Source organism: Bacillus cereus group sp. BfR-BA-01347 (genome assembly GCF_022663835.1).
Taxonomy (GTDB): domain Bacteria; phylum Bacillota; class Bacilli; order Bacillales; family Bacillaceae_G; genus Bacillus_A; species Bacillus_A thuringiensis_K.
On record NZ_JAKUGG010000001.1, the window covers coordinates 357,362 to 370,664 of the forward strand.

Genomic DNA, 13,303 nt, shown 5'->3' on the forward strand with positions numbered 1-13,303 from the left:
TTTTCATCTCAATACAATGGGATTGGATGTGATTAGAATGGCATATCCGTTAAAGGGACTGACCTTACATTTACACTCTGCGTTAGCTAACCAAGGTTACTCACAGGGTGTAAATACAATCCCTGTTAATTCTTGGTTTGATTTAGCAAGAAAAGGGCATAACGGAAGTTTGATAAGTTTTAACTTCTCGCAAGATAAGACTTGGACAGGTATGAATATACCTACGGACCCTTATTCACTTTACTTTAACGGCCTTAACAATCACGTGGTAATTCTTAATCATTTGGAATTACTACCAACTGACTCAGGTTTTACTTTTGAAACTTGGGTCAAACCAGTTAAGTCAGGTTATGTGGCATCTTATGGTGTGGGAAGTGAAAGAGGGTTTTCACTTTATTTTGACTTAGATACTCGTGAAATTAGGGTTCAAATAACGACAGAAACAAAGAAAATGTCTTTTGTTTTTGCTGAAGTTAACGTAAAAGCTTGGCAACACGTGACTTTGCTGTATGATGGGGAACGCTTATGGGGTATGATCAATGCAGCTCCGCAGGGCTTTAGTTTACCTGTATTAGGGGAATATGTTAATACAACAGCCCCATTAGTATTAGGTAAATCATCAACAGCAAATAATAGTTATTTTGAAGGAAATATAGCAACTTTTAGAATATATCAAAGGGCACTTAGTTGGGATGAGGTAACGAATAGTTACAATGCAGGTTTTCTTATTACCGACAATAAAAGTGAACTATCTTCTAAGGGATTAGTATTATGGCGTGATGAGATAGAAGCTACCTTAAATGTAAGCATAATGTCGCGAGCAATAGCGAAATATGAGACAGCCAAAGTAGATAGTCAAAATTTAAAAGGCTTCATAGATATTATGAAACCTGAAGATATGATAAGTTCTATTATAATTAATCCAAGTATTAGAATAGCCGCTAACTATGAGATTGATAAATTTGGAGAAGAAGATTTAGTTGCTACAATTAGTGTTACACATTTCCAAAAAGATTTAAGATGTATATTAAATATCAATCCTATCAGTTATATGCGTTCTGAATATAATATGGAGGGTTATGGATCTAGCGATTTAAAATCAGAAATTAGAGTATGTACACATAATAATCTATTTTCAAATATATCTATTAACCCTTATGCCAAATTAGTAGGTCATTATGAGATTGATAAACAATATATTTCAAGTTTACTTTCTGAAGTAAATGTATTGACTTATCCTGCACATTTAAAATCAAACATTATAGTGAATATGAAAGAAATTCATTTGTCTGCTAAGTATGAAACGGACAAAGCTTCATATCATGATTTTAAAGGTGCCATTTCTGTAACATATTTTAAAGATTTACCTTCCAATATTGGAGTTAATATAAATGTAGATAGATTAGTAAGGGCTACATATTTTACTGAGCCTTCGTATTATAGTGATCTTTATTCCGAGATTTTTGTAATGGGTACGAATAACTTGGAATCAAGTATACACATTTCTACTAATTCATATCTAAGAGCAACCTATGGAATAGATGGTATTACCATTAGAGATTTCCCTGCAAATCTTACTGTAAGAGCTGTACAGGAACTTCTCTCTACCATTAACGTAACGACCCGTTCATCCATGAGAGCACAGTATGGTATGTCTGGGATTATTATAGATGATTTGGTTTCAAAAATTACTATTACTAGTCTTTCAGAGCTCGATGGTACCTTAACGGTAGCTGTAAAAGGAATAATGTCTGCCAGTTATGAAATTTCTCCAATCTTTATAGCAGATTTACCTATGGATTTAGGGATTAAAGAGTGGAATGAATTATATGGAGACATGTTCATTAATTTGAAAAACAGTATGATGGCTACCTATGAAATAGCGCCTATTTATTTTGAGTGGTTATCATCTAAGTTATCGATTAGAGTAACTGAAAATTTACAATGTAAATTGTTTGTCTCTAAGCCATTCGTATTAAGGGCTAGTTATGGCATGATGGAAAGGCCAAAGTTTAATATGAAACTGTATCCGAATAAGGATGCATTTATTCGTGAATTTTTCCCGAAATTAAACTATGGTTCAGAAACACAGATGTATATAGGTAGGACTGGATCACCGTTTCCTGAGAAATATCGCTCCCTTGTGGGATTTGATATTTCAACAATACCTACAGTAAATACTGAAATAGGTAAAGCTATTTTACGACTGTATTATGATGGGAGAGGACAAGGTTCTCAGTCTGTTCAGGTCATTGAAAGTAATAGTCAATGGAATGAAACAGGTGTAACGTGGGCTAACCAACCTCAAGCTGCAATAGATGGATTTTCTGTAACTAGAGTAATAGGTGGAGCAGCTGGATACGTAGAGTTTGATGTTACGCAGTTAGTTAAGCAGTGGCATATATATGAAAAACCTAACCTTGGTTTCTTAGTGCGGGCAGTAGAAGAGTCCGAAAATTTATCTAGAGGATTTTATACAAAAGAAGCAATCGAGCGAAGACCAGAGTTAGAAGTTACATACTATGACATGCAGATATATTCTGATGATCATGCGTATATTTCAGCAGAAATCACAATTATTCAGAATAAGGTAAAAGATTTAATTGGTAACATTCTTATTAGAGATAATAAAGGATTTGGTAATCTATCATCTAGTTTACATATTCATCAACCTAGGGAGTTAGAATCCCGAATTTGGATTAACCATCCACAAATTATAGGTAGTATTGTATCTAGACAAAAAGATTTTAGTGAAATTCTTGCAAAAATAGCTATTAAAACAATAGGTGCATCTGACCTTGATGGTTATATTCGTGCCAATGAAATAGAAAAACGTTCGAGTATTTATGTTCTTTATAGAAATGATTTGAGCACTAATATTACCGCTCGTGTATGGGGGAACCCTATAGTTAATGGTGGGCAAATAGCCTCTACTATGAGTATTACTGAAAATAATAAAGTCTCTAGTGTTTATGTCCTTTATAGGGATGATCTCATTTCTAATTTTGATATAAGAGTATGGTCTAATGATACTGACTTGCAAAATAATCTACTCATGGAATTTGAAATCACACGTAGTTTTGAGTTGCCTGGTAGTTTAGATGTTAAAGAGCGAGTTGAATTAGATAGTACAATTGGAATTAGGGTTGAAGAATGTACGGATCAACATTCTGAACTGTACGTTAAGTATAGAGTAGATTTAGAAGGTTATGGTAACATAGGAAATCCTAATTTAAAAACGTACATTAATGTTTGGGAGAAATCTTTATTAAATGGCCATGTAATTGCAAGACAAAATAATGAGAACAATCTTCCTGCGACTATTCATATTCCGCTAGGTGGGTGGGAGGAAATTCCTTCTTCGATAAATCTACGCATGATGTATGATGTTCCAGGTATTGTAACAGTAAACTCAGGTAATTTACAATCGTTTATTACGATTCCTATTAATGCGCAAAAAAATCTGGTTTCCATGTTAAATGCGCGAGTAAGAAGAAGCTCAGATTTAGACAGTATATTTGAAATAAATTCAGGAAACTTCTATTCAGAACTAACTGTAAGAGCTATAGGTCATATAGATTTTAGAGGTTATGTAAGAGTTAAACAAAATACTGAAGATAGGCTTCCGATTAAGGGGTATGTAAGGCCTTGGGTTAACTTGTTCTCTAGCATTACTGCTAGTAAGCCACGGTATAGAGATTTAGCCTCTTCTATTAGAATAAGACAAACTGGTGCAGTGATACTAGAAAACTCTATTGTAGTAAGAGTATGGGGTGACTCTTGGCTTGATGGCGGACAACTAGATGGAACAATAGCTATTCGAATATGGGATAACCAGAATCAAGAATCGAGTATTAGTATTAGACGAAGTGCTGAAATCGGATTAAATGGATTTATTCAAGCTAAACAAGTTAGTGATTTACCTTCCAAGATTGCCGCAAGACAAATTGCCTTAGCAGATTTAGCTTGTGAAATAGCTTGCTATGATCATTTTAATTTGTTCGGGAACGCTACTGTACGAGTATGGGGTGATTCTCAAACAGATGGTGGTTTACTTAATGGTAAAATTACCGTAAGACAGTCTTCGAATAGTAATCTTGTTGGTTTAGTTGAAGTATTTGAACATTACAGTGTAAATTCCACGGTTATTATAAGGCAGAGTGATAAGGAAGATTTAAGTAGTACAATTGCAGTAAGACGATCAGCTGCATATGATAAACTTGGAACAGTAGCTGTTAGACAGTCCGATAAAAGTGACTTACAAGCTTATAATTTCTTTGTAAGACAAAGTGATAAATCACAGATATCGGTAACAGCTTTAATTAAGCGTGTTAGCAATTTAGAGAGTAGTATTGAGGTCGTAACAGCATATCCATATGCCTATATAATGTAAAAGAGAAAAGTAGCCTACCATTTCACTGGGTAGGCTATTTTTTATGATTAAATTCTTATAATTTCTATTGAATAAGATAATAAATTTATAAATATATGAATCATATAAATTCTTATGATTTTGCTGTAAAAATCAATTTTCATTGTCTAAAGAACTTTCAATGGTCTAATTAAAGTAACTTTTCTTAACGTATTGTGTTGTAGATAGTGTTTCTCTAAGAAAAGTGTAATCTTTTTATTTTTGAGTAATGTTAGAGGGAATATATAAATCTTCTACTTAAATTGTTTAATAGCGTAAATATTTCCAATGTAGAAAGTTAGTTTTATGTATAGTGACATGAAATTTTTTTAACTATTCTATGTAAGAAGCTAGATAAGACTCAATGATAGAAAGTGATAACTGCCTTAAGTTATAAGGATAAATGAAATAGGAATACGTTTTATCTCTGACAATACATGGAGATAAAAATTTTGAGCGTATTTCATGTGTAACATCTCTTTACCTTGTAATAATTCACATTAGGTTATGTCTAAGGTAGGAGAATTTCTAAAAGTAGGAGGCTATTATATATGCCTAAACAGGGAAAATACAATCTTGTTGAAATTGGTTTGATCAGTATAGCACTGTGGTGGGCAGTTCTATTGTTATCTCCCATTGCTACATTTAAAAATTCTGTATACAGTACTATGGAGCAAGTTATGCCGGAACAGTTATGGGGCATGCAATGCTTATTTATATCTTTCTTCTTATTATATGGGGTGGCTACAGATAATAAGATTATTAGAAGTATTGGATTGTTAATTTCTATTGGATTTTGGACATTTGTTTCCGTTTCCTTATGGTTAAGTGATAGTGCTACAACAGGTACAAGTTATTTTGTTTGGGCACTTATGGCCGCAGGTCTCTATCTTAAGCTGATGAAAGTAGGTGACGGTTAATGAAAGATAGTTTAATTTCTGCAATTGCTTCTGTATTAGGCATGTTTATTACAGGAGGTTTTGGTTACTTAACTTCTAAGAACAAACCAACTTCTAACACCAGTATCGATACAAGTACAAACCGTCATTCTTTATCTGATGACGAAAGGCAGTTTCGAATTGAACTCAAAGATATGATGTTAACATATCAAAATCAGGTGAAAGAACTAACTCTAGAGGTTGCTAGATTAACAAAAGCGAACCTTCAATTAGAAGTACAAGTAAGACAATTAACGGCTCGTAATGAGAGTCTGGAAACGCAAGTGCATGAATTAACCACTGCGAATAGAGAATTAAAAGAAGAGGTACAAAGGAGACGCAATAGTATTACGGAATAAGGTGACTCATGGGAAATACATTCAGAATAATTAGTTATTTCAAAGGCAAGGACTACCTCTATCTGTTTTTATATTAAATATATTTATTATTCTAAGTAAATGTTAAACCATAAAATATTCTCCTTATAATAATGCAAATCAAGTGTTGCAATACGAGATTGATGTTCTTCATTTTATTCAGGCATGAGGAGGTCTTGATGTGGGATTTAAGAAAAAATTTGAAATTGAAACGGATTATCTGGATGAAGGATCAACCAAGCGTCCTGGTAATCGCATTTATGTTCAATTTATTGTTGCGCATAATATAGAGCATCCAAACTTAACAGCAAGAGAAAGTGTAGATTATTATCAACGTACACAGAATCAATCAAATACTGCGGTACATTTTCTCGTAGATGATAAACAAATTATTGAGTGTATACCTGCTGTGACACATGAACCAGAATATGCCTTTCATGTAATTTATGATGTTAATACTAGTAATGCATTATATGATACATGTGCTAATAATTCTGCCATCGGAGTGGAATTATGCTACGGTGAAAAAATTGATAAGGTAGATTCGTATAAGCGCTATATTTGGCTGCATGCTTATATTTGTTATAAGTTTGGACTAAATCCTCGCCGAGATATTATAGGGCATGATGTACTAGATTCTAAGCTGAGAAGTGATCCCACTAAAGGACTAGAATTTGTAGGTAAAAGCTTTAATCAATTCATTATGGATGTAGTAGACGAGTTTGAAAGTTGTACAAAGGAAACCAATATGATAGCTAAACAGGTATCGGTCAAAAAGGGAAAGTTATATACAATACGTGCAACTGATACGCTTCAGTCTTTAACCACACAATTTGGTATAAAAGCAGATTGTTTAAAAAAATTAAATCCAGAACTGGACATCCATGCATTGTATGAAGGACAAAGTATTTTAATCAAGCCAGGTTCACCTCAATTAGGCAAGAATTACATCAACTTAGAACTAGAAGAGTATATGAGAAGCCCTCCTGTTCGACCATATCCAGGGAAGCCTATAAAACAAGGCGATAGGGGACGGAATATAGAGGCGATTCAAAGAACGTTAAAAGTGAGTGTTGATGGCATATTTGGTAAGGAAACAGAAGAAAAGGTTAAAGAGTATCAGCGTAATTCTAGTTTCTTATCTATTGATGGTGTAGTTGGTATGCAAACTTGGTATGCACTATTTTAAATTGGAGGAATAGAAAATGAATGACCTTTTACAGTCAATGCTAGAGAATGGAGCATTGTTAGTGATTTTAGCAATTCTAACAGAATCTCTTACAGAGATTCTAAAAAACATGATACCTAATAGAACCATTCAAGATCGTTTCACGTATCTGTTATCTATTTTGGTAGGTATTTCTTTAGCATTTGCTTTTAATTTAAACTTCTTTGACTTGAATGGATATGGAAAATATATATCCATTATATCTGCAGGATTATTGGCAAGTAGAGGAGCAAATTATGCAAATGGATTTTTGAAAAAATTTGATATTTTACGTTAAAAAGGGATGGGGTTAAAGTATGGGATATATTGTTGATATTTCAAAATGGAATGATAATATTAATTGGGCTGTGGCGGCGAAAAATCTAGATCTTGCTATTTGTCGTGTGCAATATGGTTCATTGAAACGTGATAAATTGTATAATCAGCATGTGCAAAAATTAGAAGCATATGGCGTCCCGCATGCAGCATATGCTTATGGGTGTTATGTAAGTGTTAATGATGCAATTGTGGAAGCAAAAGATTTTATGGCACGAGTTAGTCCAAATGCTAGATTCTTAGTGTTAGATGTAGAAGATGATACACTCGCAAGTTGTGGACCAAGTAAATTAGCTGCAGCATCTCAAGCATTTATTGATACATGTAAAGCGGCAGGATGGAAAGTTGGTTTATATGTAAGCCATCATATGTATGAAAAATATGGGTTAAGTAATGTAAAAGCTGATTTTTTATGGGTTCCACGCTATGGAAATAAGCCGAAATATAGTTGTGATTTATGGCAATACGCAGACAATACAACAGGTGGGTATGTATCTGGAATTGGGAATTGTGATGTTAACCGTTTGAATGGTGACAAATCTCTTAAATGGTTCTTGGGAGAAGAGGAGAACAAAACGTTTTATCGTATCTACCTTGGTGACTTTAATACGTCTGAGTGGAAGGATGCCACAATGAATAGAGTAAAAGAAATTCTACCTGGTTATGGTTTGTGGGAGGAAAATTTAGGGGATGATAATTATCGAATTATTGTAGGAGATTTTAATACTAAATCATGGGTTGATGAAACATTTAATAAATTAAAATTAGCTCTTCCTAACTATGGTATGTGGATTCAAGAAATTTAATAAATAAGCGGATTCTTTATTTAAAGAATCTGCTTATTTTTATGTATAAATAAAATGATTTTTAAGAAGTTATATAGTTTGAATCTTCTGTAAATTAATGTTATATACTTTTTTAATTAAGTTTTATTGCGAGCAATCATTGCATTCAGATAGGTTTTGATCTAAGCGGCTTATAGCTTGTTGACGAATATAATATAAAACTCGAGAGCTATACTTGCTTATATTGTAACCACATACATCTAATAAATCTTTGAGTTGTTCTATATTCATTATACAGTTTAATTCGATCATTTCTTCTGCAATTAGTCCTATTTCACTTTCATATTTGGACAATCGTTTTGACTCAAAGTTGTTATCTAATTTATTCTTTATACGGTTTAAAGCACGATTAACTGTCATTGGATAGACATTTAATTTTTTTGCTATCTGTGAGTTATTGTTACCATCCATAATAAGGTTGATTACTTGAGTTTCAAATTCGGATAAATCGGAGTTTTTAAGTAGATTTTCTACATAGATTTTATCCATTACTTTACTTTCATAACCTATTGAGTAATCCTCGGGTTCAAAGCTTTCAAGTGAATTTAAAGAGGTTAATTCTGAAGCGAATCGAAGAACATTTTCAATGCGCTCTACAGTAACATCAAGTAATTTTGCTAATTCTTCAGCTTTTGGAAAATAACCTAGTTCATTTTCAACTTTCTCCATTTGTTTGAGTAGATCTACTGCACTTCGACTTAAGCGTACAAGTCTAGAATCATTATAGAGTAATTGGTTAACTTCCCATATAATTGGCCGATAAATATAAGTAGTAAACTTAATTCCTTTATTAAAATCAAAATCTCTAATTGCTGTAATAACAGCTATATAAGCATGTTGAAGTAACTCTTCTTCATCCACGTTAAATTTGTTTTTCAGGGATTCAATGCTTCCTTTATAGTGAGCAATGATTGAGAAGAGAAATTCTTTATTTTCATATAAAAGTTCAGAGAGTAAATCAGGATCCTCTTGGCAAGCTTTCAATAACACATTGTTATGTAAGTCAGGTAAATTATCTTTTCTAAGGTCAATATATCTTTGGGAAGGCACTTTAATTCACCCCAACTCTATTAACGAAGAAAAAACTGTTGGTTAATTTTAAGAAATAAGGTTGATGTAATGAATCAAAGTATGGGTCCCAATTTAAAGTATTTAGATTGAAATATAATGTCTTTAGTAACTTGTTTTTTGTCATTTTTAAATCCTCCTATTTGTTGAATCTGCATACTAACTGTCGTTATGAGAAGTTAATAGGTTGCGATGGAAAAAGTAGAATGATCTAAAACGGGAAGAAAATATAGATGTATTAAGTGAACAGATGGAGTCTACTTGTAAGTATGTAATTAGAGGTTAGAAAAAACTATTTTTATATTAGATTTTTAAAATCTAACAACTATTATTAGGGATATTTCGATAGCTACTATGAAAAAGGAGGAGTAATGATTCTGTTTTATTCAAACGAAATTTCAGTTAAACAAAACTAAAAGCAAAGAAAACTTTTTAAAGAGTAATAAAGCTGTTAAAAATTGGGTTTTCTTAGGAGGTGAAGAAAGTGGCATTGACTCCACATGGATATAGAATATATTGTGATAAAAAATTGGAGGATGTTATTTCTATTTTAGATGAAAACTTAGAAATTAAGATTGATGGAATAGTATACAATGTCATATTAAAGACAGGGGAATATAAAACTTATCATGAGCAATTTGAAAGTGAACTTCCTGAAATGATTACAACTATCTTTCAAGATAATAACATTCCTGTGTTTTGTAAATTAGGTGGGGTATATGATTTTTCTAATAATCGTACTGTATTAGTATTTGAGCACATGGATAAAAAGAAACATCATGATATTAATTTGATTGGCGGCTCAGCATACGATTTATTAATTGGAAAAGTATTAAATACGGAACCATTTGCAGATGGTACTTATTATAAATTTATGGAGATTCATAGCAATATTTTAGTGGTATACCCTGATATGTCACAAATACTGTCTACAATGTTAACAAGACAGTATGGAAGGTATACTCTTAGTGGAACAGCTATTATTAGAATGAGTATGTTTGAAGAGATAAAAAGTTCTATTTATGTAGCAAGTGCATCGCGATTAGAGGGAAGTATTTCAATTCGCAAATCAAGTAACTCTCATATTAAAGGAACTATATCAATACCTATAGATGCTTCTCATGATATTGGCTCGTTCTTAATTATTAGGAAATAAGTTCGCAACATTCTAGTAAAGTAAAACGACTATAAATATATAACTGTATGGGATAAATTCCATATCAAACTAATTAACCTATTGAAGATTTAGAGTAAGATCAGGTGTAGATGAAAGATTATAATCTAGGAGGTATTTAAATATGAAAATAAATAAATTTAATATTTCTGCGGTCTTTTATTTTAAAAGTGGAAATTCAAAGAAAGTTGATTGGTTGGAGGATAAATTAGTAAAAAAGTTAAAGAGTGAGACACAAGAATTAACTGAAGGTCTTAGCTTAGAGGAAGCAGATGTTTTTTTTCAAAGTAAGTTTAAGGAATGGCAAGAAAATGGTACTACTATAATTCGTAAAAATGCTAAAGGTGAAAATTCTATCATATCCTTTGCAGAAGTTGAATATATGACCATGTTAGTTAGCTTAGCTAAAGATCTCTCTCTAGATACAACTGAGTTGAATGAAGATGAATCTAAAGCAACAAGAAGTATTCAAGAACATCCTGCATTTAAAAAATAACAATGAATAAGGCAGCATCATTCAAAAAATATATATTTGAATATAGAGAACTTTCCTTTTGGGAAGTTAAACAATATGACTATACAAAAGGCTAGAATTATTCTACAAAAAATTAAATAAAAAATTTTGTAAATCCTTATAATGAATGCGATACAAGAGGGAGGATGAAATATGAGGGCAAAAGAAATTTTAACTAAGTTAGGCACTTTAGAGCAAAAGAGAGATGAGGTAAGTTCTGCATTAATTGAGACTTCCTATAGAGAAGCAAAGTTAGTTTTAGAGGACTCTCTAAAGAAGTACCAGAAGAAGGTGGATGCTTTTCTTAATACAGAATTCGAGCCTTTATCATCAACAGCTTTTCTAATGGTTTCCCACAAGCATTTAAATCTCAACACTGGTGATCAAGTTCAGTTGAATGTAGAAGCATTAACTAGTGATGGGATTACAAAGAATGTTACAGCTGAACTTCGTCCGGCTATGTTATTTAAAGATATAGATAATTTATATAATAATAAAGGTTTAATTACAGCGGTAGACATTAGTAATTATAAATTTGAAGAACGAACAGTTGAAATTGTAAAGACTACCAATGGTTTTGGTGTGGGTGATGATAGAGAAACACAAGGGTTACAAGTTATAGCAACGAATAAACGAAATGAATATCGAATTGTAAATTTAAAAGGTGACTATTTAGGGGTTACTTTCCAAACAGATGGTAAAGAAGAAGTTGGTGATAACTGGTTAATTTATGTATATTGGGCGAGTACAGGCACTACTTATTCTGTCAAAGATAAATATATAGCAAAGGTGAGCCCTGAAGGAATTGTAACAGGCCTTAGCGGAGGAACAACAGATATAGTCATTACAAATGGGGTGCATGAAGTATTTGTACCAATTACAGTCGTAGGAAATGAAGCTCCTGAACCACCAGCTATTACTTCTGTGGATAATATGGAAAGCGGAGTAGAAGTTAGATTTGATTATAGTACGTCACCTGATAGTGAGAGTTATAACATTTTTGTAAATGATGTATTAGTTTTAACAGGTGTTGAGCATTCACCTGCTAAATTAGATCATAACATTTTTAATGATAAAGTATCTGTAATTGAAATGACGGCAATTAATTTAGAGGGTAAAGAGTCTGAAAAATCTAATGCATTTCAATATAAACCATCAGATGAATTACCGACTACTTAAGATTTTTTAATGTGAATGTAGAAACATAGTACATTATTTTTCATAAGGAAGTACAGGTATTATAGCAAATTTAATATTTAAATTAGATATAGAAAAAACTCGCAACTAAATTGATATATATATCGACTACTATAATACCAGTACGAAATAGGAGAGGTAAACGATATGGAATTATCTAAGAAAATTAGTCGATTAGTACAGTTAATTCAAAGTGGCGAAAATTTGTCCATTAGTATCGATATTAATTCCGGACTTGCTAGAATTTGTGACATGGATTTTTCTATGGAAGAACAAAACAAAATTATTCATGGTCACATTGATAACACATGGTTAGTCCAATGGTTTAATTACTTGCAAAAGGCAATAAAAAAAGAGTTAGACCAAGGTGAAAATAATACCTTGAAACATGTAGATTTGCTTGGGGTACAACATTTGCAAGTAAGAGATAACAATGAGGAAAAAAGTAAATTGAATAAAAAGGCTAAGAATGCTTCTGAATCAAATTCTAATAATGAAGCAGATATGAGTAGAAATCTTTATATTGCCGAGCTGGAAAAGAACTATCGTAATATGGAGAATCGGCTTAAAAAAGCAGAAGATTATGTGGAATATTTAGTGAAACAACTAAATGTAAAAAATGTAACGGAGCAAAACTTACAGTATCCATTACATTTTTCTAATAGTAGCAGCAAAATAGAAAATGCAATGAAAGTTAAGAATAAAGAGATTCAAAATGTTATTGATGCAATGAAAGATATTGAGGTACCTTATGGATCGTTTATAAATCATCAAATTAACGAAGTGATTATAATTAAAATTCATAATGATTCAGGGATTAATTATATTGTATCAGGGGACTATGATTCAGCAATTTTAGTGTAGTTAATAAATGAGATTTAGAGGATATGATTTTAAGGTTGGTGATAATTTAATATGCTATTAAATACATTTACAACGGATCAGTGGAAAAAGCATAGAGAAAACCTCGCTAGTAAGTTAAAGGAGATACATATCGAGCATTCCATTAAACGAATGGTAAGATATGATTCCACTTCACTTGGTTTACAAGATTACCATCTTTCTTTGGTATTTGATATTGAAAAAGAACGTCTCTATATTTGCAATAAAGCATCTAAAAGAATGATTGAAAGTACTTCTATAAGACGTTTGCAGGAAATAGAAATGGTTTTAGTAAATTGGTTAAAAGAAATGAAGGAAATTATTAAATAAATTTATATGAGGATTATATTTAGG

At 32.0% G+C, this 13,303-nt stretch carries 12 protein-coding genes; 11 read left to right on the plus strand and 1 reads right to left on the minus strand.

Features of this window, described 5'->3' with window-relative positions; genetic code table 11:
* Positions 1-37 precede the first annotated feature (37 nt).
* From MR143_RS01825 to MR143_RS01850, 6 genes are all read left to right on the plus strand, one after another.
* On the plus strand, positions 38-4,393 hold the full coding sequence (locus MR143_RS01825; RefSeq protein ID WP_199717544.1) for a DNRLRE domain-containing protein: 4,356 nt from the start codon (positions 38-40) through the stop codon (positions 4,391-4,393).
* Between the two features lie 569 nt (positions 4,394-4,962).
* On the plus strand, positions 4,963-5,331 hold the full coding sequence (locus MR143_RS01830; protein ID WP_001125914.1) for a hypothetical protein: 369 nt from the start codon (positions 4,963-4,965) through the stop codon (positions 5,329-5,331).
* Positions 5,331-5,708 (plus strand): hypothetical protein, encoded by a 378-nt coding sequence (locus MR143_RS01835; protein ID WP_000655296.1) that lies wholly within the window; start codon positions 5,331-5,333, stop codon positions 5,706-5,708. The genes MR143_RS01830 and MR143_RS01835 overlap by 1 nt, the downstream gene beginning before the upstream one ends.
* A gap of 199 nt (positions 5,709-5,907) precedes the next feature.
* Positions 5,908-6,915 carry an N-acetylmuramoyl-L-alanine amidase gene (locus MR143_RS01840; RefSeq protein ID WP_000505916.1) on the plus strand — a complete coding sequence of 336 codons (1,008 nt, stop codon included), beginning with the start codon at positions 5,908-5,910 and terminating at the stop codon, positions 6,913-6,915.
* A gap of 16 nt (positions 6,916-6,931) precedes the next feature.
* Complete coding sequence (locus tag MR143_RS01845; RefSeq protein WP_000998964.1) at positions 6,932-7,231, plus strand: hypothetical protein; 300 nt, start codon at positions 6,932-6,934, stop codon at positions 7,229-7,231.
* Between the two features lie 19 nt (positions 7,232-7,250).
* Positions 7,251-8,075: a GH25 family lysozyme gene (locus MR143_RS01850; protein WP_000540598.1), complete on the plus strand. Its 825-nt coding sequence runs from the start codon at positions 7,251-7,253 to the stop codon at positions 8,073-8,075.
* Positions 8,076-8,198: 123 nt separating this feature from the next.
* Here MR143_RS01850 and MR143_RS01855 read toward each other — a convergent pair whose 3' ends face one another.
* Positions 8,199-9,164 carry a sigma-70 family RNA polymerase sigma factor gene (locus MR143_RS01855; protein WP_001140068.1) on the minus strand — a complete coding sequence of 322 codons (966 nt, stop codon included), beginning with the start codon at positions 9,162-9,164 and terminating at the stop codon, positions 8,199-8,201.
* 502 nt (positions 9,165-9,666) lie between these two features.
* Between MR143_RS01855 and MR143_RS01860 the strand changes: the two genes are divergently transcribed.
* The 5 genes from MR143_RS01860 (at position 9,667) to MR143_RS01880 (ending at position 13,279) form a co-directional block, all read left to right on the plus strand.
* Positions 9,667-10,338, plus strand: coding sequence for a hypothetical protein (locus MR143_RS01860; protein ID WP_001229378.1), 672 nt, complete (start codon positions 9,667-9,669; stop codon positions 10,336-10,338).
* A gap of 142 nt (positions 10,339-10,480) precedes the next feature.
* Entirely contained in the window at positions 10,481-10,852 is a 372-nt protein-coding gene (locus tag MR143_RS01865; protein ID WP_000700195.1) for a hypothetical protein, read from the plus strand.
* A 171-nt stretch (positions 10,853-11,023) separates the two neighbouring features.
* Positions 11,024-12,049 carry a hypothetical protein gene (locus tag MR143_RS01870; protein ID WP_001201727.1) on the plus strand — a complete coding sequence of 342 codons (1,026 nt, stop codon included), beginning with the start codon at positions 11,024-11,026 and terminating at the stop codon, positions 12,047-12,049.
* 165 nt (positions 12,050-12,214) lie between these two features.
* Positions 12,215-12,931, plus strand: coding sequence for a hypothetical protein (locus MR143_RS01875; protein ID WP_000423568.1), 717 nt, complete (start codon positions 12,215-12,217; stop codon positions 12,929-12,931).
* A gap of 51 nt (positions 12,932-12,982) precedes the next feature.
* A complete protein-coding gene (locus tag MR143_RS01880; protein WP_000926111.1) occupies positions 12,983-13,279 on the plus strand; it encodes a hypothetical protein in 297 nt (98 codons plus the stop codon).
* Positions 13,280-13,303: the final 24 nt, after the last annotated feature.

What these genes read in the sequence shown, in the direction of transcription:
- MR143_RS01825 (WP_199717544.1), top strand. Translation starts at nt 38, where the DNA reads ATGGCATATCCGTTAAAGGGACTGACCTTACATTTACACTCTGCGTTA.
- MR143_RS01830 (WP_001125914.1), top strand. Translation starts at nt 4,963, where the DNA reads ATGCCTAAACAGGGAAAATACAATCTTGTTGAAATTGGTTTGATCAGT.
- MR143_RS01835 (WP_000655296.1), top strand. Translation starts at nt 5,331, where the DNA reads ATGAAAGATAGTTTAATTTCTGCAATTGCTTCTGTATTAGGCATGTTT.
- MR143_RS01845 (WP_000998964.1), top strand. Translation starts at nt 6,932, where the DNA reads ATGAATGACCTTTTACAGTCAATGCTAGAGAATGGAGCATTGTTAGTG.
- MR143_RS01850 (WP_000540598.1), top strand. Translation starts at nt 7,251, where the DNA reads ATGGGATATATTGTTGATATTTCAAAATGGAATGATAATATTAATTGG.
- MR143_RS01865 (WP_000700195.1), top strand. Translation starts at nt 10,481, where the DNA reads ATGAAAATAAATAAATTTAATATTTCTGCGGTCTTTTATTTTAAAAGT.
- MR143_RS01870 (WP_001201727.1), top strand. Translation starts at nt 11,024, where the DNA reads ATGAGGGCAAAAGAAATTTTAACTAAGTTAGGCACTTTAGAGCAAAAG.
- MR143_RS01875 (WP_000423568.1), top strand. Translation starts at nt 12,215, where the DNA reads ATGGAATTATCTAAGAAAATTAGTCGATTAGTACAGTTAATTCAAAGT.
- MR143_RS01880 (WP_000926111.1), top strand. Translation starts at nt 12,983, where the DNA reads ATGCTATTAAATACATTTACAACGGATCAGTGGAAAAAGCATAGAGAA.